Origin of the sequence: Celeribacter baekdonensis, assembly GCF_003047105.1 — a bacterium.
Lineage (GTDB): Bacteria > Pseudomonadota > Alphaproteobacteria > Rhodobacterales > Rhodobacteraceae > Celeribacter > Celeribacter baekdonensis_B.
The window spans coordinates 33,084-56,917 of sequence record NZ_CP028473.1; the positions used below are offsets into that span (position 1 = coordinate 33,084).

General features: G+C 60.1%; 16 protein-coding genes and 1 pseudogene. 4 read left to right on the top strand and 13 right to left on the bottom strand.

Translation table 11 applies throughout. The annotated features are described in order from the left end of the window. Window positions 1-93: 93 nt before the first annotated feature. The 5 genes and pseudogenes from DA792_RS02155 to DA792_RS02170 all read right to left on the bottom strand — a co-directional run bounded on the left by DA792_RS02155 (window position 94) and on the right by DA792_RS02170 (window position 6,117). Window positions 94-2,007, bottom strand: coding sequence for a type IV secretory system conjugative DNA transfer family protein (locus DA792_RS02155; RefSeq protein WP_074646984.1), 1,914 nt, complete (start codon window positions 2,005-2,007; stop codon window positions 94-96). 14 nt (window positions 2,008-2,021) lie between these two features. Beyond that, window positions 2,022-3,943, bottom strand: a pseudogene (locus tag DA792_RS02160) (relaxase/mobilization nuclease domain-containing protein). Continuing rightward, window positions 3,936-4,556, bottom strand: a complete 621-nt coding sequence (locus DA792_RS02165; protein ID WP_074646947.1) for a helix-turn-helix domain-containing protein — start codon at window positions 4,554-4,556, stop codon at window positions 3,936-3,938. The pseudogene DA792_RS02160 and the gene DA792_RS02165 overlap by 8 nt, the downstream one beginning before the upstream one ends. Before the next feature lie 410 nt (window positions 4,557-4,966). Then, window positions 4,967-5,143 carry a hypothetical protein gene (locus tag DA792_RS22385; protein ID WP_176832925.1) on the bottom strand — a complete coding sequence of 59 codons (177 nt, stop codon included), beginning with the start codon at window positions 5,141-5,143 and terminating at the stop codon, window positions 4,967-4,969. A gap of 635 nt (window positions 5,144-5,778) precedes the next feature. Then, window positions 5,779-6,117, bottom strand: a complete 339-nt coding sequence (locus DA792_RS02170; protein ID WP_068248363.1) for a DUF736 domain-containing protein — start codon at window positions 6,115-6,117, stop codon at window positions 5,779-5,781. Window positions 6,118-7,073: 956 nt separating this feature from the next. Between DA792_RS02170 and DA792_RS02180 the strand changes: the two genes are divergently transcribed. From DA792_RS02180 to DA792_RS02190, 3 genes are all read left to right on the top strand, one after another. Further along, window positions 7,074-8,594 carry a Fic family protein gene (locus DA792_RS02180; RefSeq protein ID WP_074646950.1) on the top strand — a complete coding sequence of 507 codons (1,521 nt, stop codon included), beginning with the start codon at window positions 7,074-7,076 and terminating at the stop codon, window positions 8,592-8,594. 293 nt (window positions 8,595-8,887) lie between these two features. Beyond that, window positions 8,888-9,541, top strand: coding sequence for a hypothetical protein (locus tag DA792_RS02185; RefSeq protein ID WP_245708066.1), 654 nt, complete (start codon window positions 8,888-8,890; stop codon window positions 9,539-9,541). Beyond that, entirely contained in the window at window positions 9,534-12,833 is a 3,300-nt protein-coding gene (locus tag DA792_RS02190) for a DEAD/DEAH box helicase (RefSeq protein WP_074646955.1), read from the top strand. Before DA792_RS02185 ends, DA792_RS02190 begins: the two co-directional genes overlap by 8 nt. Here DA792_RS02190 and scpB read toward each other — a convergent pair. From scpB to DA792_RS02215, 5 genes are all read right to left on the bottom strand, one after another. Next, window positions 12,830-13,444 carry an SMC-Scp complex subunit ScpB gene (gene scpB / locus DA792_RS02195; RefSeq protein WP_074646957.1) on the bottom strand — a complete coding sequence of 205 codons (615 nt, stop codon included), beginning with the start codon at window positions 13,442-13,444 and terminating at the stop codon, window positions 12,830-12,832. The two genes, DA792_RS02190 and scpB, sit on opposite strands and share 4 nt — an antisense overlap. Then, a complete protein-coding gene (locus DA792_RS02200) occupies window positions 13,441-14,385 on the bottom strand; it encodes a DUF1403 family protein (RefSeq protein ID WP_074646959.1) in 945 nt (314 codons plus the stop codon). The genes scpB and DA792_RS02200 overlap by 4 nt, the downstream gene beginning before the upstream one ends. A 213-nt stretch (window positions 14,386-14,598) precedes the next feature. After that, window positions 14,599-15,543, bottom strand: coding sequence for a TniQ family protein (locus DA792_RS02205; protein ID WP_245708054.1), 945 nt, complete (start codon window positions 15,541-15,543; stop codon window positions 14,599-14,601). Window positions 15,544-15,614: 71 nt separating this feature from the next. Next, window positions 15,615-16,493, bottom strand: coding sequence for a TniB family NTP-binding protein (locus DA792_RS02210; protein ID WP_074646627.1), 879 nt, complete (start codon window positions 16,491-16,493; stop codon window positions 15,615-15,617). Further along, on the bottom strand, window positions 16,486-18,132 hold the full coding sequence (locus DA792_RS02215) for a Mu transposase C-terminal domain-containing protein (RefSeq protein WP_074646626.1): 1,647 nt from the start codon (window positions 18,130-18,132) through the stop codon (window positions 16,486-16,488). Before DA792_RS02215 ends, DA792_RS02210 begins: the two co-directional genes overlap by 8 nt. A gap of 167 nt (window positions 18,133-18,299) precedes the next feature. Between DA792_RS02215 and DA792_RS02220 the strand changes: the two genes are divergently transcribed. Next, entirely contained in the window at window positions 18,300-19,415 is a 1,116-nt protein-coding gene (locus DA792_RS02220; RefSeq protein WP_074646803.1) for a tyrosine-type recombinase/integrase, read from the top strand. 12 nt (window positions 19,416-19,427) lie between these two features. On the opposite strand, the gene repC is transcribed toward DA792_RS02220, so the two are convergent. The 3 genes from repC to repA all read right to left on the bottom strand — a co-directional run bounded on the left by repC (window position 19,428) and on the right by repA (window position 23,155). Further along, window positions 19,428-20,684, bottom strand: a complete 1,257-nt coding sequence (gene repC, locus DA792_RS02225; protein ID WP_074646805.1) for a plasmid replication protein RepC — start codon at window positions 20,682-20,684, stop codon at window positions 19,428-19,430. 160 nt (window positions 20,685-20,844) lie between these two features. Next, window positions 20,845-21,840: a plasmid partitioning protein RepB gene (gene repB, locus DA792_RS02230; RefSeq protein WP_074646807.1), complete on the bottom strand. Its 996-nt coding sequence runs from the start codon at window positions 21,838-21,840 to the stop codon at window positions 20,845-20,847. A gap of 103 nt (window positions 21,841-21,943) precedes the next feature. Continuing rightward, window positions 21,944-23,155: a plasmid partitioning protein RepA gene (repA, locus tag DA792_RS02235; RefSeq protein ID WP_074646809.1), complete on the bottom strand. Its 1,212-nt coding sequence runs from the start codon at window positions 23,153-23,155 to the stop codon at window positions 21,944-21,946. Between the last annotated feature and the right edge of the window lie 679 nt (window positions 23,156-23,834).

Here is a 23,834-nt window from a genome sequence, read left to right on the forward strand (position 1 = left end):
ACTTTGAAGTTTTCAAGCCGCATTGAGATGCATCTCAAGCGCGCTTGTCTCCAATCAGTCCCAAGGGCAAAGCTGCCTACAAGATTGTCGCGCTCACCCACCCAACAACTCCTCAATGAAATCCTCCTGCCGGTCGAGCGCCGCCTCCCATTCCTTGGGCACGTTCGCTTCCCGCTCGAGCGTCTCTGGCTCTGGTTGCCCACGCCCGGCCTCCATCGTCCTCAAGCTCATCGCGCGCGCTTCGCGGCGGTGCGAGCGATCCCGGACTGGCGCGCGTTCGGTTGGCTTCAACGGCTCATCAGCACTTGCCTCGTCACTACCGTCGCTGTCCCACGGCCCCACGCCCTGCACACTCGGGGGATAGGGGAAGGGCTTTCCCTCCTGGCGCGCCAACATCTCCTTGAAGAACGGATCGTCGTAATATTTGATCCGGCTCGCCTTGATCGGATGCTGCGGCGAGGCGAGGATAATGACCTCGTCGGGGTCCATCAGGCGCGCTTCGGTCTCGGAAAGCAATGGCCGCTCTTCCAGACGCGCCGAGCTCGAGGTCGCCCCGAGGAAGCCCTTGTTCCGGCCATACATCCGGGTAACCGCCTCGCGGGTGGTGCTGCCGACCGCAGCGGAGACTTCCTTCACGGTGCGCTGATCGCGAGGCGTGATGTAAAGCTTCAGCCCCGCCCCGTTCTCAAGGCTTTCGCGGCCCTCGGGCCCGTAAATCCGGTCGAGCGAGGCCAGCGACTGCGCAATCATCGCGACACGACCGCCATAGCTTGCCAGCGAATGGATCGCGCGTTCGAGATAGGGCATCGCTCCCATTTGCTGGAACTCGTCGATCATCATCATGACGGGCCAGGGCTCGTCCGGACCCGGCTCATTCAGGCGGATCGAGGCAATGAGATCGGCGAACATCAGGCGTAGGAGCGGGGCGAGAGTCGCGATGTGATCCTCGGAGACGGCGATGTAGAGCGACTGCGGTTGCTTCCGAAAAGTCGAGAAATCAAAATCGCTCGCCTCGGTGGCCGAGCGTACCGCCGGGTTGTCCCACTGTTTGAGACCGGCGGTCATCAGCGCCTGGATGTTTGAGGTCAGCAGCCGCGACGAGGCGCTCGCGGCATTGGTCCAGAGCTCGCGCAGGATGTCCTCCTCGGCCTCGTCGGCATAGGTCTTGTATTGCGCGTTCTTGTATTCGCCCCCGGCGACGATCTTGTTGACCTCACCAAGATTCGGCGTGCCGCGCTGGATCGCCAGCAGACAAGCGGCAACAAAGATCGACTTGCCCGCCTCGGAGAAGGTGTCGAGTTGCTTGTTGTCCTTGTCGAGAAAGAGGTCGGCCAGGATCGAGACCTCAGTGAAGCGCTGTGCGAAGCTCGGGGCCTTGGCGATCCGCGCCAGCGGATTGTAGCGATGCGTGGCATTGGCCCAGTCGAAGGGGCTGAAGCGATAGACCTCGTCGCCGTTCAGCGCCCGGAGCCGTGCGGTCTTCTCGAAGTTCTCGCCCTTCACATCGAGCACCACGACCGAGCCCGCGAAACTCAGAAGGTTCGGGATCACGAAGCCAACGCCCTTACCGGCCCGCGTGGGCGCGACCATCATCACATGCGGGATGGTGGTCGAGGAGATGAACTCAGCTTTGGACGTCGGGGCTCCGAGCTTGCCGCAGACGAAACCTTTGCCCGGAGCCTGCAGCATGTCGTTCTTCTTTAGCTCCGCCTTTGTCTGCCAGTGCGCCGAGCCGTAATCGTCCCGCTCCTTCTTCCAGGTCCAGGCCAGCGCCAGGGCGCCGAGGCCGAAAGCCCCGAAGCCGACAGCGCCAAACCCCACTTTGAAGGCCTCGGGGTGCGCCGCGCGGGTGCCGGCGCTGGCCTTCCAGAGCGCCAACATGTCGAAGCTTTGAAACCCGGATTTCAGGGCCAGGGTCAGGTAGAAGGCGGCGATGATCGTGCCGATGACAGCACCGCAGATCACGCCGAAGAGGAGCGCAGCCCAGAGGGGAAGTGTCTTGGTCATGGTGGTCATCCCCCTCAGAATTCCATCTCGTCATCGAGACCGCGGTCGCGACCAAGATCGCGGCCCAGCTCCTCCTGCTGGCCACGCATCCGCGCCACTTCGGTCGCCTTGTCCTGCTGCAACCCGGCAGCGCGGTCGGTGAAGACCTGATCGCCGGTCTCCTCAAAGGTCATCTCGAGGAATTCCTGCGTGACGGTGATCTGGTCGAGCTTGCTCGGCAGGGCCGCATCCAGCACTTCGTAGTTGCCACGGCGTAGCTCGGCCAAGCCCTCTTCGCCCAGCTCCTTGAAAAGCTCGGATTGCAGGGTCCGCTCGACCACCTCTTCCTGTTCTTCGGTGAGCTTGCCATCCCGCAACATGTCGGCGAGGTCCTGCAGGTAGGGATTGGGCGTCCGGTCGTCCTCGTCGATGAGAGGCAAGGTCGCCTCCTCCTCGTCCGCGAGGGTCCGGCCGATCTCGACGCCCATCTCCTTCGCGCGTTCCATAAGCGCGTCCATCACCCCGTCGACCTTCTCGAGCGCGACATCCAGTTGGTCGTCATTGGCCGTCTCAACGCTGAGGCCATCCTTCGCCAGCACCGCGTTCATGTCCCGCTCGACCCAGTCCTGTGCCATGCCGTAGTTCCGCGTGCCACCCGCCGCGATCCGGGCCACCAGCTCTTCGCTGTCCATGCCTGCCTCTTCGGCGCGCTCGAGCAAGTCACGCAGCCCTTCATCATTGCCAGCCTGAAGTGCCGCGATCAGCACCTCGCTGCCCGCCCCGGCGGATAGGGTTCTTCAAGCTGCTTGCCGAAGCGCGCGCGCAACTCCGGGTCGGGCACCATCTGCGAGAGATCCGCGATGATCGGCGCGGCCTTCGCCTCGAAGGCGGCCCGCTCGGCCGGGTCCAGTTCCTCGGCCTTGAGCCTCAACGCCTCGATCGTGCGCTCGGAATAGTCGATCGCGTCACCGACGGTCTTGATGTCCTTCATGTCTATCTCTCCTTCGGTGAAATTCCACGGCGTGCCCGAACCAAGCCCGTCCGCCATGCCGCGCACGGCACGCGCCATGTGGCGTTGGTCCATCCGGTCCAGCAGGTCGGCGAGGTTCTTGTAGTCCTTGGCGAAGCCCACCACCTGCGCCTGCGCAATGGCGGATTCCTGGGCCGTCATAACGATCTCGCGCGGCAGGCGGGCCTCTTCCTTGGCGCGGTAGATCTCCTCGATCCCGGCGGGTTTCTCGAAAATGCCGCGCTCGAGCCGGGTGGTGGCATCAAGCATCACGCCATAGCGTTCCGCGATCTCAGCCTGCTTCTCGCGCATCAGCTGCGGCGACATTACACCCTCAGCCCAGCAGGAAAACCAGGTGCCCTTCTCGACGCCGCGGTTGTTCAGGATGATATGGGCGTGCTTGTGCGCCCGGTCGTCATGAACCGCGAGCACATAGTCCCACTGATCGCCGTACTCGCCGCTCTCGAAGAAATGCTCCGTCCAGTCCATCGCGATGTCGCGCACCTGATCGACCGTCACGTCGGTCGGGAAGGACAGGAGCATGTGCGAGGTGAAACCGAGCTTGGTCGAGCCGCGCCAGGTCCCTGCCCAGTCCTCGATAATGTCCTCTTTCTGCTCCTCAGAAAGCACCGCGGCATCGGTCAGGGCATTGGTCATCGTCGAGTAGGTGTAGACAGCCTTGTCGTTGATGTAGGAAATCTGCGCCCCGAGCGAAGCACGCGTCTTGCAGCCTCCGGCCCGGATCCGTTTGAAGACCGCCGCCCGGCTCTGACCCGACGCTGCCTTCAGCGCGTTGCGCGCCGACATGGATCCGACATGCGCGAAGCTCCGCCCCTGCCGACGCCCCGCCAGCCGCGCGTCGATCCGCGCCGCGGCCTGACCCCGGATGCGCTCATCTTCCCAGAGCCGCCCCATGACCGAGGTATAGAGGGCGAGCGGATCAGCCATTTCTTACAAGCCTCAATCCGCGTTCGATCGCGCGCGGGTCCTCCTCCAGAACCGCGCTCTCCGCCCCCTGCCCTCCTTCCTTTTGCGGCCACTCCTGATGACGAAGCACCTGCGCCGCATCCTTCATCCGGCCCATCTCACGGCTCATCGACTGCGCCAGATCGAGCAACTCGATCAGCACCGCCCGGTCCGCCTCCGAGACCTCCAGCCGACCGCGATGGACCGCCTTGGCGAGCACCAGTCCGGTGTCGCTCACGTCCCTCGCCTGACGCCATGCGGCGCAGAATTCGGCGACCAGATCGCGGGGGACATCAAGGAATCCGCAGCGACCGCGCAGCACCGCATTGAGTGCCTGAGACCGGTTGGCATAGCCCCGCGCGCGCCACTCCGCATCGAAGGCGTCCAGCTCGGATCGGCTGGCCCTGAACGCCACTGTCTCGCTCGGATCGCGCACCGTGATCCCCTCGCCCGCCCCCTCTTTCGCGAGCCGGTTCACATGACGCGGAGAGATGCCAAATGCCGCCGCCAGGTCCCGCGCGCTTTCGCCCGCTGCAAAGCGCCGCGCGACTTCGATGCGCTCTTCAAGCTTCAGGTTTTTCGCTGGCCTCGGCACAGGTCAGACCCCTCGGACAAAATGTGCAAACATTGGCCATATCCTGCCAACGTCTTCTTTCTCTCCTTCGTTTATACTTCAATACATCACATTGCGCAATATTACGTTTTGCATTTTGTGTCTTTTTGCTGGCAATATGGTGCAGTCAAGACTGCTCCGCAGCGCAACATGGAACGGGTCCCGCCCTCATCGATGCAGGACAGCCAGGTCGAAAAAGCTTCCGAAACTTGTGTTCAAGACGCACGCGACGAAAGGCAACCCAACGCTCGAGCCGGTCACGGATAGGGCGCTCCGAACGCGAAAATGGCCCGCGCTGGATGGCGCGGGTCGCACCCTCTGCGAGCGTCACGATGCTTCTGAGTGTCGACGTCAGCCCCCTGCGGATCCGAAGACCCGCAGGGGTGTCTGGGTCAGTGACCCAGTCCCTGATTGCGCAGATCGTCGTAGCGGCTGCGGGCGATCAGCGCCTCGGTCTCGAGGCTGTCGAGGGTCTCGGGATGGGCGTCTTCATCGAAGGCGGCGAGGTAGGCATCGAAGGCCATGTCGGCTTGCAGTTCGGCGAGGTCGATGGATTGTTCGAGTGTCATGGTGTGATCCTTTCCGTTGATTGTCGTTGGACGGATCGTGGAAAAGGTCGGGGGCTTGAGAGCGGGCTGCACCCGGCACGGGGCGGAATGAAATGGAGCACGCCGGGGGCAGGTTTGTTGTGAGCGGTGCACTGCAGCGCTCAAGGCGCAAGCCGTCCAGAAACCTGCCCCCGGCGTTGCCAACCGCTCGACCCCGGGCTAGCGATCTCTAAGGCCAACAGGTCGACGGAAAGGCGCGCGGCGGTGATCCTAACGTGAGACGTTGCCCCGGGATGCATGACGATGATTTGCGATTTCCACCCTCGCGGCAAAGGGTGAGTTTGCCACCCCTGGGCGCATCGCCTAGACGACCGTGACGCAGGTTGCTCGACTGAGAGATGGGGGGCGCTTACCTCGCTCAGCGGGCTGCCAGCTCTCCCTGCGGACATTCGGTTCCGACTCGGGTTCGCGCGATGCACGTTGTCACTGAACAGAAAGATCGAAGCCGCGTCAGCGGCCTATCCAGACTGACTGTCCCCTTGTGCGTCCGCGTCCGAAATATGCCGTGTTCTTCGGACATCAGCTTTTTGGCCCGCCCATCAGGCGCACCCAAGAACGAGAAATAGCCAGACCGCCGAAGCGGTCTGGCCTTTGGCTTAGGCGGCGTCCTTGGGCCCCCAGGGGATGATGGCCTGAAGGGACAGGTCGTCCTGGTTCGCGGCCTTGCCGAGGTTGGCGTTGAAGCCGTGATCGCGGATGGTCAGCGTGTAGTAGTCGGCGCCGGTCTCCTTGTTCTGCTTCTTCCAGATACCGCCGCATTCGACCAGCTTGCCGCGCGGGGAGCGGCCGAGGACGCGGTGCGTGGGGGCCATCGGGTTGGTGCTCGCGACGGGTTCGACCGTGATGTCGAGATCGAAGGTCAGGGTCGAGATGGAGCCGACGCCCTTGGCGGTTTCGATGTCGGCGCTGGTGAATTTGATGCAGTTCGTGGTCATTGCTCTTCTCCTTGTTTGCGTTGCAATGATGGTCACCTTGCAGCTGGCCAAGGCCTGGCCACACCGAAGGCGAAGCGCAGCGGAGAGGGGCAGGCGCCGGTCTTTTTGGTGCGCGAGGAATGACCCGCAGGGTCAGGGGAAAAAAATCGGCGACAACCTTTGTGGACGGGACGACAGCTGCGACCAGCATGTCATGCAACTCAGACAAAAGGAGAAGTGCGGTGGCCACGAAGGAAACTGGGAGAACAGCCGAAAGAGAGAAATGCCTGTGGTGGCGATATTTCTGCCCTCTCGCTCCGAGCCGAATCCCGACCAGTCAGAGCTTTGCTGACCCTGCCTCACGTGCCACGACGGCTGGTTTCCGTGGCAACCCGATGTGTGTTGTCTGGAAGCGCAGCATGGAGAACGTCGAAGCTTCGACAACCTGTTCGGATCACCGGGATTTCGAACTGACCCTCTACGGCAACCCGATAGCTTGGGTTTGCACAGCACGACCATCACCGGCCTTCTGCCAGCTTCGGTCAATGCAATCCGGCGGTCGTCGGACATCGTTTGCGACCCATGATCGCGGCGCGGAGCTGCGTATCCGGCAAAGCGAGGACCAACAGCGGCCGAGACGCGAGGTACGTGATCACTGATGTCACACGCCCGCCCCAGCGACCGTTACCGAATGGCCGAGATGAAGCGTTACCACGACCATGCGACGGCTGGCCGGGCTGGCTCCGGAGGAGACGGCATGGCCAGCGGCACGTCGCAGGGAGAGGCGGCGGTTCAGCTCGGGGAGGGCGGCTGCGCGCAGCCGACCGAGTGGGGCGCGGTCCTGACCAAAGGGCAGGAGGGGCCAATAACACTAAAACCTAAGATTTGCGCATCACAAAACCCTAAAGATCGTTCGACACATACACCTAAATCATGTACGACGCTAAAACCTAAATCTCGAACGGAGCCGAATAATTATGCCGAGTGCCGCAGAGAAGCTTGCAAGCTCCTTGGAAGAGCTCGAGACACTACAGTCTGGTGGTTCGATTGCCATTCGCTCCAAAGACATGTCACGCACTCACCGCGAACGGCTGCTGAAGGCAGGCTTCCTGAAGGAAGTCATGAAGGGCTGGTACATCCCATCACGCCCCGATGAAAACGCCGGTGAGAGCACAGCATGGTACACATCGTTTTGGGGATTCTGCGCACAATACCTGTCAGATCGGTTTGGCACTGACTGGTCTCTGTCTCCTGAACAGTCCCTCATCATACATGCTGGAAACACGACAGTTCCTGCTCAGCTATTGGTAAGAGCGGTCAAGGGCGGAAACTCTAAGACCGATCTGCCCCACAACACGTCGCTTTTTGAGACGCGCGCAACGATCGCGTCAGATGGGGCGCTCGAAATCGTCGACAATTTACGCCTATTCTCCGTCGAGGATGCCCTAATCCTCGTTCCCGAGGTCTTCTTCCAAAACCATCCGACAGAAGCGCGCACTGTGCTTGCTATGATGCCGGATGCCTCACGGCTGCTTGGCAAGCTGTTGGACGGGGGGCACACGCGAGCGGCCGGCAGGCTTGCTGGTGCTTTTAGAAGCATCGGGTCCGAAAAGGTCGCAGACGAAATTCTTGCGGCGATGAAAGCCGCTTCGCATGACGTTCGCGAGATCAACCCCTTTGAGCAGTCGATTCTTGTGCCAAACGCCGGGCGGATCACCTCGCCCCACGTGCATCGCATCCGCTTGAAGTGGGAGAGCATGCGCGACGATGTTATTGATCTCTTTCCAAAGGCCCAACCCATCACCAATGACATCGACGCCTATCTCAAGCAGATCGACGAAATCTATGTCACGGATGCGTATCATTCGCTCTCCATTGAGGGCTATCGTGTCTCGCCGGAACTGATTGACAAAGTGCGTTCGGGGACCTGGACCCCAGAAACAGATGAGCAAGACCGAGCGCTGAAAGACGCCCTTGCAGCGCGTGGATATTGGGAAGCATTTCAGAGAGTGAAGGAAAGCATTCGGGCAGTTCTGGAAGGTGCTGACGCGGGTGAGGTTGTTGAGCGCGATCTGAGTGATTGGTATCGCAACCTATTCGCAACGTCTGTCACAGCGGGCATCCTGAAGGCCTCTCAACTTGCAGGCTACCGATCGTCCCCTGTGTACATTCGGCAATCCCAGCATGTCCCAATGAGTCCTGAGGCAGTTCGAGACTGCATGCCGGTCTTCTTCGACCTACTCAAGGCGGAAGATGACCCGACTGTTCGGATCGTCCTTGGACATTTCATCTTCGTATTTATCCATCCGTTCCTGGACGGGAACGGTCGAATAGCGCGCTTTCTGATGAACGTCATGATGGCCGCTGCCGGGCAACCATGGACAGTCATCAAGCTCGAACAGCGCGCGGCTTACATGGCCGCTTTAGAGACAGCGAGCGTGAGGGAAGATATTCGACCGTTTGCAGCTTTTCTGGCCGAGACAAGGGCAGCGCAATGACAAATAAATATGTTCTGGTCATGGGAAGCGCCAATGACGCCGAACGCCAGCCATTCAAGTTCTACATTTGAGCGAGTCCGACGATGAGAAACACTCATTCTGCAGCTACCGTTAAGACGCCAAGCCTGATCGACATCGCTGAGTTGCGCGTCTAGCTCATGCCAGTAACCCTAACCCCAATACGGCAGAAAGATTGTTGGTCGGGCTCCACTTGGACGATTGAGGACGAGGACCAGCTTGCTGAGCTCCTGGCCCGCGTCGCAATAGGTCAGTCGCGAACAGTGGAGCGCATATTGCGCGCCACAGGCGATTTGCCCGCGCGCTATCCCAAAGGCGGTTTCGAAGGTGCGCGAAAGCTTTTGACCGTCGGCACTGGCGACAAGACCTACCATCGGGATGGTTGGTTTTTTCAGGTCATTGCGTGGATCGCCGCTCACCGTTTCGACGATGAGGCTCTCATACGGGCTCCACAGATGATTAAAGCGGACAAAGGGTTGGATGGCCTCATTATTGAGTTCGACAGCGACGGCATTGCCCATGTTGTCATCTGCGAAGAGAAGGCGACCAAGAACCCTCGGAACCAAGTTAAATCAAAGGTCTGGCCGGAGTTTGAGCAGTTTGAAACAGGCGGACGAGACAACGAACTCATTGCGTCGGTAACTTCGCTACTTGAGGTATCCAGAGACCCAGACCCCGACGGGACTGTTGCCGATATTCTATGGAATGAAAAACGGGCATACCGCGTGGCGGTGACCGTTGGTGGCAAATATGCATCGGCAAAGGGACGCAAGGGCTTGTTCAAAGGGTATGAGAAGTCTGTACTGGGTGACGTAGCACGCCGGCGCGCCGAAACCTTAGTTTTGGAAGACGTTCGCGACTGGATAGATTGTGTAGCGGAGAAAGCGCTCGTCAAGATCGACAGTGCGGAGGCGGCAGCCAATGTATGATCCCGCAACGTCCGAACTCATCAGGTCCACCCCAGACTTGCCCGACCTGGACCGCGAAGGTTTGCCTGACCGACTTGCACGTGCTTTCGCCGAGATCGTATCGGCAAGGGTACTGCTTCGCGAGAGTGAAAATGGGGAAGAGCTTCTCGAGGACACAATTCGATTTGCACGCCGGTTGGCGCAGACCAATGAAGCATTGGTAGCCATTAATCCCGATAGAGAAAACCGGGCAGCGGCAGGCTTTGTTGCCGCAACGGCTTATCAGTTGGTTCATCAAGCGATCGCTCTACGGGACTCGGACCAGCCAGTTTCATTTGTATCGCCGAATGCGATCAGTCCGGATGTTTCGGCAATGCTTCTGTTCTTGGTAGCCGGGGCATCGGCGGATGCTGCTGAGGTGGCAGACTCTATCCGCATCCCGAGCGGCGATTGGCTGCAGTCGGAACTGATTCTTCACTTGATCATGCTCGCAAAAGGACAAGTTGGTCGTATTCGGAATCGAAAGCGACCGCCCCAAGACCGACTCGTCTCGGGTACCGGTGGCGAGCGAGCCAATGCAGCGCTCTACTATCGACTCTTGCGAGGTGTGCGAGCCTTGGCCTTCGTGCTGCAAGGGCGTCGAGTGAGCGGGATGGTCGATCCAATTGCAGTCTTCTCTGAAGTAAAGTCGCTCGCCGCCGGCGCATCAGATCTGGAGGATACATTCCCCGAAGGGGCAATCGCTGTCTTTCCCGGACCGTTCCATTTGGCCAGTCTCTTGATCGCTGCAGGCTCTGCCCTGATGGAAAGCGCCGTCGTCAACCTACCGCCTCCGGATGGCGTACCTGAGGATCGTTGGACCGAGGCCATGAAAACGGTTGCCGAGACGCGCCCGTATCTGTGGCGTAATCACAAGGACGCCGTCGCCCAAGGGTACCTCAAGATTGGCACATCTGCTGCGATAGGGTTCCCCACTGGGGCCGGGAAGTCGACGACCGCACAACTCAAAATTCATGCAACTTTGTTATCCGGGCGCAAGGCGGTATTCCTAGCTCCTACGCACGCTCTCGTTGATCAGACAGCACGGGACCTGCGCGGTGCATTTCCGCGGGCAACCGTTCGCGGTGAACGTATGGACGAATTCGGGTTTTCTGGGGATAGCGACGAGTTGCCGGACGTCATGGTGATGACTCCAGAAGCCTGTCTCCTTACCAGTCATATGGAACCAGAGCGGTTTGATGACGTCGGTCTTTTGATCTTCGATGAATGTCATCTGATGCATCCGAGCACTGACGGAGACCGGAGAGCAATCGACGCGATGCTATGCATCTTGGGGTTTACCCGCGTTGTACCGGACGCCGATATCGTCCTGATGTCGGCTATGATGAAGAACACATATGAACTGAGCGGTTGGCTGGCGGAGCTGACAGGTAGAAACTCACTTGCTCTCGACAATGCATGGAAACCAACCCGGCAACTAAGGGGATGCGTCGTTTACGATGAAAAGAGACTTGCTGACCTGCGAAAACTCTTGCGGAATGCTCGCGCAAAAAGCTCCACTGCGGGGGTTCCTGCTGCGGTAAAGCGCAAGCTGACGGCAAAACCAAACGCGTTCTTCAGCGTGAAGCAGACATGGGCGTCACAGGTTCGCCGCGACTATGCTCTTGTACCACTCTTGAACGAAGCACTTCAGCTTTCGACAAACAAGTTCTGGAAAGTGACGCCTAACTCCGGTGTCGTTGCATCTTCAGTCGCTGCTGCAGCCGCTGGAGCAGGGCTACGAACTCTCGTCTTTTCTCAATCCATACCGAATGCCTTTTCTATATCAGAAAAGGCTGGGGCAGCACTTGATGAGTGTAGTGTCGAACTGACTGAAACTGAGCAGCGTCTGTATGAGATTTCCGTCGATGAAATGGGTGGTGCTGATCAGCTGTACTTGACTCTAGTGGATGGAAAATTGGCATCCCAGGCTGCGACCCACCATGGACAATTGCTTCCTGAGGAGCGCCAATTGGTGGAGGCACTGTACAAGCGCCAGGGTACGTTGGCGGTGCTCGCAGCAACCCCGACGCTCGGCCAGGGTATGAACTTGCCTGCGGACCTGGTCATCATTGCGGAGGACAGCCAGTTCGACGCATCTTCCGGTCGGAAGGACCTTTTGAATCCAGAGGACCTGCTGAACGCAGCCGGCCGTGCCGGGCGGGCCGGTGAAAGCGCAACCGGTATCGTTCTAGTCATTCCAGGCCAGGTCGTTGGCCTGGACGATGCAGAGAACAGGATCGGTTCAAGATGGAGTAGGCTGCGAGACATATTTGGGCAAACCGATCAGTGTTTGGTATTGGACGATCCATTCACGGCCCTGATGGACCGCATCCACGACAGCGCAACAGACATCGGTGACCTGGAGCGCTACGTCGTCGCGCGCTTGGCTGAAACTGATCAAGGCGACGATGGAAAAGTGGACATACGACTTGGCCTCGCTAGGAGCTTCGCGGCTTATCGTAAACGTCAAGATGCGGATGAAGACTGGGTTGAGAGCAGAACCTCCGCAGCCCTTTCACTGCTGAAGAGTGATGACGGAGACTTGCCCGTCGAGCAGCTGTCTTTGCGCAACACTGCATCCATGTTGGGGTTGCCGGAGGATATCCTGGACGACATGTCAAAGGCGCTCGACATGCACGGTTTTCGAAACTTCGAAACAGTCGACAGCCTGTGCGATTGGGTCTTTGAGTGGCTGATGGTTAGACCGCAATACCTCGTTCGCTTGGTTAAGTTGGAAAACCTAGAGTATCTCTTCGGAACGGAAATCAAGAAGCTCAAAGATGATCGTTCCCGTGCATCCTTTTCTCTTCCGAAGCTTCGCGCAGCCTTGCAGGACTGGATGAACGGCGCACCTCTCATGCAAATTCAGAAGCGGCTTTCAGACAAAACACGCGACAAAAAACGTTCTACCAGTGCCCGAAAATTCGTGATTAGGCTTGTTCCTGATCTCGCCCATCTTATGGGGGCGCCGCTTCAAATCCTTCAGGGTCATGTCAACGTGCATTCCGAGGAAAAGACGGAACCGTGTACAGCGATGGCGTTCGCCAATCGTTGCGTGAGGCGGGGATTTTCAAATGCTGAGATGGCCTCGTTTGGATCATTTATGTGGTCAGCCAAATGGTCGCGGCGTGAAGTCCATCGACAATTCGCAGATATCGTACCCTATCTCAAACCGGCTGCGGTCGGTGAATCTCAAGAGGCATTGGAAGCACGCGTGGAGTCCGCTTCTGAAAGCGAACTAAATAATCGAGATCTGGACGACCTCATCTAACCAGCAAGATTGGACGGCTCGACAACTTCCAGCTCCGGCAGATCCCGCAGGCTCTGCAGATCGAAGGTCACCAGGAAGGTCTCCGTGGTTACGAAGGTATGCGGCGCGCCCGGCCGCGGCGAGCGCGGTCCGCTGGCGATCAGGTCCTTGTAGCGCAGCCGGGCCAACAGGTCGCGGCTGACCTCCTTGCCGAAGATGTCGGCCAGGCCCGCCCGGTCGATCGGCTGATGATAGGCGATGGCGCAAAGTACACCCATCTCCATCTCGGTGAAGGTCAACGACTGCTCGCCAAGATCGGCCGCCGCCTTGATCGCGTCCGCGAACTGCGTCCTCGTTCGGAACATCCAACCGCCGGCCACCTGCGCGAGTTCGTAGGGACGACCGGTCAGCTCGGCCTGGATGTCGTCGATCACCATCTCGACCGAGGCTCCCTGCCCCACCACGCGGGCCAGCTCGTCGCGGCCGACCGGCGACGCACTGGCGAAGAGCACCGCCTCGACCCGACCCATCCATTCGCGCCAGCGGAGCTCCTGCGGGAGGTCGTCGAGCTCCCGGTCAAAGACAGCGCCGCCCTCCTCCGCCGGTTTCCGTTTCCTGGTCGTGGTCGTCATGATGCGATCCCGTAGAGCCGGAAGGTCGGTCGTCCAGTCAGTTCCCGCGCAACTCCGAGCTCGACCAGCCGGTCGCAAAACCGCCGCGCGGCGCGGTCAGTCATGGGGATCGAGGTGCCGCGAATGCAAGGAGACAGCATCGACGCAGGCGCCACGGCATCCTCGGTCAGGAACAGCGCGACCGCCGCGTCCGACCCTTTGGCCCGTAGCTTCGGCGCAACGGCGCGAAGGGTCTCGGCGCGTCGGGCCAGATCCCGCGCCACCCGGATCGACTCTTCGATAGCCTCGAGGACCCGCACCTCGACTGCCAGATCGGCCCCCTGCCCTTCTGCAGTCAGGTCGCGCAGAACGGCCTTTGTCAAACGCTGCGCAGTCACGGGCAGCACCTGCTTCCAGTTCAGCGCCCGCGCAAGGACGACGTCCGAGAACAGGCAGGCGGTGCGCTCTGCCCGGTCGTCGGCCTCGAGCACGGCGCCCAGGGCTGCGACGCAACCCGACAACGGACCATGGGTCCGTGCGCGTTCCAATCCCACGTCAAGCCAGACACCCACCTCGCCCGCATACTCCGCTCCAACCAAGTCAGCGATCTCACCCGGGCGCGCCCGCAAACTCTCGCGCCAGAACACCAGAAGATCGCCGTCGGGCCCCCGCGCCTCGCCGGGTAGCGTCAGATGGTAGGCGTCGCGGATATCGGCCTCCCGCGCCAGGCGACCTTCCAGTTTCGAGGTGGCGGTTGCGGCTCTCAGCGCCAGTCGATTGGCGAGCAGCTTCACCGGCACGCCATACCGCGGATCGGAAACCAGCTGATCGAGCACCGTCAGCGCGGCTCCCGACCGAAAGGCCACAGTTTCAAGGGTTTCGACACGACCGGAGGTGACCCAGCCGGGTAGCTGCGGTAGGGTGCTCAGGTCGTCAGAGATGGTGGCGGGCTGATATGTCATGCTACTACACTAGTCTCGCGCGGCGCTTTCGTCCACAATATGATGTGCAAACCGCCCCACCTTATATCTCTCCCTCATGTCCAATAAGTTTGCATTATCAGACATAGATGGAAATGGCCGGAAACGCATGCCGCAACGCCCAAAAAACACCCCGGATGTCGGATGGCCGGAATTCATGAGATTCAAGCACTTCCCTGAAAAGCGAGTCGGGGTTCATGAGATTCTGTACCGGTATTTATGAGACTGGATGGTGCGGTATTTGTGAGACTGGCGCTGTCTCGCGGCTTTTTCGGCAGACTGGCGTGCGCTCTCGTCGCGCTCAGCGCGCCAGAACCGGGCCGAGATGCGTCGCCTCAACGAGAGTGGCCATGATCGGAGCGCTTCCCGGACCCGTCCCTGCCCTTCCGCGTCGCTCATGAGCTTGATTGAGATCGCCCATTTGACCGGATCCTCGATGATCCGGTCGATGCCAACCGTCAGCGCGAAGGCCTGTAACAGCGAGCCCTGCGCCAGGGCGTGGAGACCGGGGCGCACCGGCTTGGTAAGGACTGGCGCCACCTGATCGTATTCGGGAACGACGACCGTCAGCGCCTGCCGGAGGATCGGCGTGGTGAGGAAATCATGGTAGTCCCGCCGGGTCTGGAGCGACATCCGCGGTTGCTCGTCGACATTCGGCGGCGAGGCCCGGCGATGCCGCGCCGTCAGAACCTGAAGCACTTCGGGCGCTTCCAGGTCTCCCTGCCCCGCGCTGCGCGCCCAGGCATCCAGATACGCGGCACCGGCCTCGGCATGCCCTTCAAGTTTCTTAAAGCAATCCGCACCGAACCGGTCGGACAGGGTCTCGCCGGTCGCGTCCCGAAACTCCACAGCATGCACCGGGCAACTGAATCGCCACGGCAGCGCGGCGGATTTGCGATGCAGCTCTTCGGGACAGAGCGGACACGTATGCCGGTTCTTCCGCGCGATCATCATGCGCGCCGCAGACCCCAACTCCCGGAAGGTCATGGCCTGCACGGTCTCAGGCGAAAGGCCGGTCCAAGCCGCGATCAGAGCCCCCTGCCCTTCCGAAAGACGCCATTCCAGGTCGAACACGTCGTGCCCCTTCAGGCCAAGCGCTGCAACGAATTCCGAAACCGTCATGGCGTAGAACGGGGCCATGCGCGCGGCCCAGGAAGACAGTCGTTCGTCGACCTCGGGGGCGTAAACAACCGGCAGGCGCCCGCACCCCGTCACACCGGCTCTCCCAGGACCGCCTGCAACCGGTCGCCACCCAGAATATCGCGCGAGAGGATGCGTTCCTCGCCGCTTTCGATGGCGGCGATCGCCAGCTGCGACAGGATCGAAAAGATGCCCGAGGTGATGCCGCCAGTCACCTTGATGATCCGCGCGAGCGCGTGTCCGTCGATCTGGCTTTGGCGCCGAAGCGGCAGCGTGCGCGTGAGCGTGCTCATCAGCCCGTTCAGATCCTCGCCCTCCCGCCAGGGCGGCAATGCGAAGGCCTCGAAGCGACGCACCAGCTGATCATCGGTGCGCAGCGCGTTGCGGGCCTGTGCGGTGCCGACGCAAACCAGCGGGATGCGCAGCTCGTTGCCCAGAAAGCGCAGCATGTTCAGGAATCGCGCCTGTTCGCGGATCGTGCCCGCCTGCAGGCTGTGGATCTCGTCAATCACCAGCATCCCCGGGCGCAATTCGGCGAGCAGTCGCAAGGCCAGACTCTCAAGTACAGATAGTGTCGCCCGCGGCGGCTCGGGGGCTCCAATCGCCGCCAGGATCCGGCGGTAGAAGCGCGACTCGTCGGGCCCCGAGACCATCTGCACCGCAACGACCGGCATATGCAGCCGTCCACTGGCTTCGTCGAAGCTCGACGCGTGATCGCGGGTGAACTTCTCGATGATCATCGTCTTGCCCATGCCGCTGTCACCGACAATGAGCAGGTTCGGCATGCGGGCGCGCTCGGGAAACGACATCAGCGTTTCCAGCTTCTCCAAGGCCGCCTCGGCCCTGGGATAGGAGACCCAGCGGTCGGCGCGAATCCGGTGAATGCGCTCGTCGGCGCTGAGCGCGGCGATCTTGCCGGCTCCCGGGTAGAGATGCGGGAACTCAGTCATCGTCGTACCATTCCTCGACCTTGAAGCCGGGATGGCTGAGGAACGGGCTCCCCTCCCCTTCCAGCGCGGGCAAGGCATCTCGCGCGGCGTCATCCGGTGTCACGTCGATCATGCGCCGGGGTGCCAGATGCGCCCGCCGCGCCTGATGACGCCGCGTGGCCTTGGTCTGCCGTACCGCGGTGTCGACGAGGTCGCGCTGCGCCTCGATCGTCCTGAAAATCAACTCCTCGTCCACAGAATGACGTCCAGCCTCGCGCAGGGCCCGCCGCGCCGCGCGGTGCTCCCAGAGCGTGATCGCAGGCCGTGTCAGATCAGCAGGTCGGGCTTCGATGATCCCACTCTCTGTCAGCACGAAGATGCGCGAGAGATCGCGCGGATCGTATTTGAGCGTGAACTTGCGGCTTTCCCGGCCCATCAGCCAACGCAACTCGTCCGCCCAGTAGCGGATGTGGAAGAGATGCAGGCCGTCGCGCTGCAAAACCCGCTGCTCAGACGGCAGAAAATCGACCAAGAACTGGCGCAGATCGGCGGGTATACGGAGTCTGACTTCGTCCACCCGTGTTGCCCAGGCCGCCGAGGGCGTGATTTCCAACGCGCTATGCACCCGCGCGTGGTAGGAGCCGGTGATTTCCAGCGCCAGCCAGGTTTCCAGCTCGCGCAAGGTCATCACCGCCTCGGCTTCGGCATCGAGATCGCCGCGCTCGAAGATGTTCGAGAAATGCGAGCCCGGCAGCAGGTGAATCGCGCCCATCATCGTGCCGATCAGCCGCTCGATATGCCCGCCATAGCGCGGCGTGCCGGGCGGACGGTACTGCAGGTCGATCTGGTATTCGGAACAGGCAAGCTGAAAAGCCCGGGCATGGAACTCCGCGCCATTGTCCACATAAATCGCGGTCGGGATGCCCCGCGCCAGCCACTCCGTGCTGATCCCGCACGCCGTCAGCCAGTGCATTTTCTCCATCACCGCATGGGTCAGGCAGAGGGCGACGGAGAGCAGCGAGGGCGGTTCCAGGGACAAGTGGAAGCCCAGAACCATGCGGGTATTCACGTCGATCGCGACCGTCAGCGTTGGCCGACCGAGCGGGCGTCGTGTCACCGGATCTACCACTGTCACGTCAGCCTTGGTGTGGTCGATCTGGACGATATCCAGCGGATCGTTGGCGACCAGCCCCCCAGGCGTGGCCAGATAGCGCCGGTCGGCCTTGTCCTTGCCCTCTCGCCGGGCCATCAGCTTAGCCTGGTCATGTTGCTCCAGCCAGCGCCCCAGACGACGGATCGAGGGCGGTGCCAGCCCTTGAGCCCGACAATCGGCGGCGACCTCCCGCCAGAACCGCGTTCTGGTAGGTTTGCGGCGGGTGGCATAAAGCCCCTTGAAGTGGCGGGACACGATTTCTTCCACCGCCGGGTCCAGCGGCTGCATGCCAGGTTTGGGGCCCCGGGTGTCCGGCAGAAGTGCACTGGTCCGCCCGTCCTCGCGGAACTGCTTCACCAGACGAAAAAGCGTGGATCGGCTGACATTTAGCTGACGTATGGCCCAGTCGACATTGCCCTGAGTCAGCTGGGCCGGCAGCTCCGCGAGCACCCGGGCGCGAAACTCCGCCTCTTCCCAATCCTTGTCAGCTGGAAAATTATCGGACATAACTTACTCAGTGCATGGATGCCGGATAGTCTCACCAATGGTGATTCAAATCGGCGTCCAGTCTCACATACCTTGAATCGGTTTCAGAAATGCGACACAGGCAAGCTATTGAAAACACATGGAACGCAGTCTCAAGAATTCCGGCAGACCGACAGATTTTCTGGAAAATGCCCACAGAGGACGAAAGGTCGACGTCATCAAACTCTGGTGCGTTTAGTATCGCTCAGAACGGCGACAGCGATCAAGAGAAAAGCGACAGCATCGCGCTGCCCTCCCATGTCGCGGGGTCCGGCAGCCTTGATCGCCTGGTCGACACCGCCCGCGACTATGCCCGCGCTGCAGCGTCCGACAACACGTTGACAGCCTACGCGAAGGATTGGGCGCATTTCACGCGCTGGTGCCGGATGAAAGGCATCGAGCCTCTACCGCCGTCTCCCGAGATGATCGGGCTTTACCTCGCGGATCTGGCCGCTGGGTCAGGCCCCTCCCCTTCGCAGTCGGCGTCCCGACCCCTATCAGTCAGCACCATCGACCGCCGCCTCTCAGGCCTTGCGTGGAACTATGCGCAACGCGGCTTCACCCTCGAGCGCAAGAACCGTCACATCGCGACAGTGCTGGCCGGGATCAAGCGCAAGCACGCGCGTCCACCGGTGCAGAAGGAAGCGATCCTGGCCGAGGACATTCTCGCCATGATCGCCACCCTGCCCTACGACCTGCGCGGGCTGCGGGATCGGGCGATTCTACTCATCGGCTATGCTGGCGGGCTGCGCCGGTCCGAGATCGTCAGCCTCGACGTTCACAAGGACGACACGCCGGACTCGGGCGGCTGGATCGAGACCTTCGACAAAGGCGCCCTGCTCACCCTCAATGCCAAGACTGGCTGGCGTGAGGTCGAGATTGGCCGCGGGTCAACAGATCAGACCTGCCCCGTACATGCACTGGAACAATGGCTGCACTTTGCGAAGATCGACTTCGGTCCAGTCTTTGTCGGCACCTCGCGCGATGGCAAACGGGCATCCGAAACGCGGCTGAACGACAAGCATGTGGCCCGGCTGATCAAACGCACCGTCCTAGATGCCGGCATCCGTTCCGAGCTGCCAGAAAAGGAACGCCAGGCGCTATTCTCCGGGCACAGTCTGCGCGCAGGCCTCGCCAGTTCGGCTGAAGTCGACGAGCGCTACGTCCAGAAGCATCTGGGGCACGCCTCGGCCGAGATGACTCGTCGCTACCAGCGCCACCGTGATCGGTTCCGAGTGAACCTGACCAAGGCCGCCGGTCTCTGATCGCGAGCGCCGTCACGCCGCTTGCCCACTGAGCCTGCCATAGAAGCTGCGCTCGAGGTGCAGCTCCCCTGCCCCGGCTTTTTCGACCATACCCCGCAGATAGCCGCCCGGTGAAGAAACCTCGCCCGCGCAATGCTTCTCGAAAACAAGCGCCAGCGCCGCTGTCGCCACCTGTTTGCCGAGCCGTTCCTGCGCTACGTTCCAGGCATGCTCGGACACTCCGATCATCGGCCTGAGCTGCCCGGCAACCCGATGCAGATCGCCCCAGTCCTTCAGGAATCCGCCCATATTGCGCGCCCAGGACGCAAATTCAGGACAGGCCTGCATCACAGTGGGCAGATCCAGCGCCGCACGCTTCTTGCGCACCTCGGCAACCCACTCTTCCAGCTGAGCATTGGGCACCACGGCCGCGACTTCCTCATGTTCTGAGGAATTACTAGTTACAGGATTAAGTTGGTTTGTAATTAGTATATGAGGGTCAGAAATGACCTCCCTGGGGTTCGTTTTTTGAGGCTTCTTGAGAACTTGCTCCTTGGTTTCCGACGTGTTTTCTACAGGTTGGGCGGCCTCGGTTGCCTTGAGATAGGCAGCCTCGACACGCTCCTGAAGCTCTTTGAACCACGTCAAGAGCCGAGCAAGCTGCTCAGAAGCTTCATGGCGGCGCGGCAGCCGGTCCAGAAGCTCCTTGAAAAGGCTTGTGAACTGCGTCCAGGGCCCACGCAGCGCGCTGCTGACGGCCGCGTCGATCCGCGCGCGGATCATCCGGCGTGCCACCGTGATCTGACGCTTCAGGCGCTGGCAGAGCTCGCGTTCGGCCTGCAACTCGGCATGGAGCTCCTCGAACTCCTCGACGCGTGCCGACAGCGGCGACAGATCGAAGCCGTAGGCCTCGATGATGCGTCCATCGGCGTCCCTGCGGCCCCAACGCTTGCCGTTGGGGCTGTCCTGGAAGGAGATCACGCCGATCTCTGCCAGGCGTCGGGCATGGCGTTTCAGCGCAGAAAGCGAGAAACCCGTCTGTTCCATCAAGTAGGCGTTCGACGCCCAAACGATCGGGCGTTGCCCCTCCTCCCAGTCCTGGGCCTGGGTGAAGGCCCCGAGCGTGTCGAGGAGCATCATGTCTCCGGCCTTGAGGCCAATATATGCACCGACCCGCTTCACGGCGACGAACGCCCGCGTTTTGGGTACAGCTACTCGTTCACCGGCTTGGGCAAGCTGCTCTGCAATGCCAAGACCCGGTGTCGGCTTGCGCCAACCTGTATGTTTCATGCCTGTTTCTCACCTCCAGTTATGTGGAGGCAAAAGAAAGCCGTTCGCCAAAGTGGCGTTCTTGTTGACAGTGATTCGCGGGAGAGATATCCTCTAAGCGACCAAACTTTTCAGATTAGCTCTCAGGCCACGCTGCTTGGGGGCTTTTCTTTTGCCTAGATCATTGTTCTGACTGCTCCTCTTTCGTCGCGAGGAATTCGCTGTACAGCTGATCAAGCCGACCCGAGAGAAAGTCCCCGAACTCGGTTGAATCTTGTGCCGTAAGCGAAATGCTGAATGCCTTTCCGGAACGACCGACGACTCCCTTGATGCGGCCTTTGCCGGCAGTCCAGGTTCGTTTCTTGGGCATGGCACGCGTTTTTCGGCGCTTCGGCGCCCTGCCCGCTTCTGCCAGCTTGCTGTGCAGGAACTCAAAGCGAGCATCACTGTCGAGGTTCTGAAACCCGTCGAACTCCAAAGCTTCCTTGAGGATCTTGTCATTCGATGGTTCCGAAGCCAACTTCTTGAAGTCTTCCCAGCGATCACGCCCAATCTGCTTGGCTGGCCCGATCTGTTCGATGACGTGCCGAGGGACGTTCTGCGCCACTGACAGCATCCGTGAAAGCAACGTCCCATCGATGGTAAGGGCGGACTGGATCACGTCCTTTGCTTGCCCCATATCCAAGAGGCTCTTCGCAAATAGGGCCTTCTCAATAAAAGAGAGATCTGCGCGCGCAGTGTTTTCCTGCCCTTGAGCAAGAATGTGAGCCACATCGTCCATTGGTTTTACAACTGCGCGAACCTTACGGCCTAGCGCCGAAGCAACTCGCACACGGCGATGCCCGAAGACGATCATATAGCGGCCATCCGCTTCCGGATGCGGTCTAAGCAATACCGGCGTGTCCTGGCGACCTGCAGCGATCGATGCTTTCAGTTCGTCGAAAGCAACATCGTCATCACTAAGCCGATCCGAAACGAATGACACATCGATCAATTGCGGATCGATCTCGACAATGGTTTCGCCTTCAAGGAGACGCTTCGAGTTCTCCGCAAGGCTATCAATCGAAACCTTCATCGATTTCGAAGCACCGCGCATTGCGTATCCAGAGCGACCGGAATCCTTGGGCTGCTCCGGCGAGCCGGCCATAACGCTCTTTAGGAGGTCTTTGCGAGCCATCAAGCCATCTCCCTTTCGCCCGAATCCAACCGACGCGCAGCGCGCATTTCGACAGTTGCACGGCTGTCAAAACTGGCTCTCTGCACGGCTGTCAAAACCTTAGTCATTCACGCCCCCAAGCCTTGTGGATCAGTTCGGCGATTTCGTCGTTCACGTCATTCAAAGATGTCACTGCGCGGTCGTAAGTAGTCCGCACGAACTGAGACCGTTCAACTTCGTAAAGCGTCTGCTTGGTGATCCCGGCGTCGGAGATCGCCGTAGACTTCAGCACAGGAGCCGACAGCATCTGATTTGGGAACATCGCCTGGAGGAACCCAACCATCTGCTTTTGGGGACCGTCCGTTGGTTCAAATCGCGTTACGAGGTATCGGAACCACTTCAGGCGCATGTTCGCTCCAGCGTCACGGATCGTCTTCATGATCCCGCCCAGCATCAGGAGAAACTGGCTCATCGACATGACGTCCAGCATCTGAGGATGGACCGTCACAATGACTGAGGAAGAAGCCGTGAGAGCAGTGAGCGTGAGGTAGCCCAGCTGAGGAGGGCAATCGATCACAACCACGTCATAACGGTCATCAACCTCGCTAAGCGCCTTCGATATACGAGTGAAGAAGGTGCGGCCCTCATGGGGATCGCTGCTCGTCAAAGCAACCGGGGTATCGTATTCGTATTCTTGAAGCTCGAGACTTGCCGGAACGATATCTAGGTTGGGAAAGTTTGTTGGCCGGATCACCTCTGAGATCGGCTTGCGCTCGTCATCATACCGAAGTGTTTCGTAGAGCGAAGGCACGTCGTCGAGTTCAGGCTGAATGCCATGCAAAGCTGTGAGCGAGGCTTGAGGGTCCAAGTCGATCGCAAGAACTCGATGCCCCTTCAGCGCCAAGTGCTGCGCGAGGTGGGCGGCGGTAGTGGTCTTTCCGGAACCCCCTTTGAAGTTCACGACAGACACGACGTGCAGTTCTTCGCCAGGCTGCCGATAGGGGACATAACGGCGTTTACCGGGGCGGCCATGCTTGTCGAGATAAGCTCTCAGTTCGAGCATTTGTTCAGCTGAATAGCTACGTCTCCCCGACGACGAAGTTTCCGGATCGGGGCCCTTACCTTCGAGGTGGAGCTTCTTGATTGTCGACTGCGTGACACCGAGGTAGTAGGCGACCTCTGCTAGGGAAAACTGACGTAGACCTTTTTGAGCGTCCGGAGGATACTGTTCTTGCCGCAACATGTTGAGGCGATCAGATATCAGCTCCCCCTGCTGGAGGATGATCTCGTCGAAGGGTTGATCCTTCGTATCAGCCTCAAAAGACCTTTCTCGCATCTGCCCGCCCTCTAAATATCGCTTTTTCAGCGAATTCGCTCTTTAAAGTGTCATCTACACGGAAAATCGAGTCTTAACAACGTTTATTGCTCGGCTGTTCGGCCTCACCTCAGTCGCCAGCGAGTCTAGAGGCCACAACAAACCATGGCGACAACCCTAGATCGCAGCCCAACATATAGATTCAACGGGGTTCTTAGCCACGCGAGATGAGACCGTGGTTCCGTGCCAACGTAGTCATATCTAACTGTTATATTTGTATTTTTTCGCTCTGCACGGCTGTCAAATGGCTGCCTACCCAGATCGTCAATGCCGGTCCCAGTTACGAAGGCACTCATGCTCCGCTTTTACTTTGCAAGGTTGAATACCACTCAGATCTAACTTCATTTACTTCGTTTAGTGAGCGGCGCGAAAGCTTTTCAACGCGTAAGTCGACCGTATCAGTGGCAAGCGAAAAAATGAGAATCGGCCGGGTTGCCCCGGCCGATTCTTTTCGTCACGCCGCGTCTTTTGGCCCCCAAGGGATGACGGCCTGCAGGGACAGATCGTCCTGGTTGGCGGCCTTGCCGAGGTTCGCGTTGAAGCCGTGGTCGCGGATGGTCAGCGTGTAGTAGTCGGCGCCGGTCTTTTTGATCCGCGAGGAATGGCCCGCAGGGTCAGGGGAAAAAGATCGGCGACAACC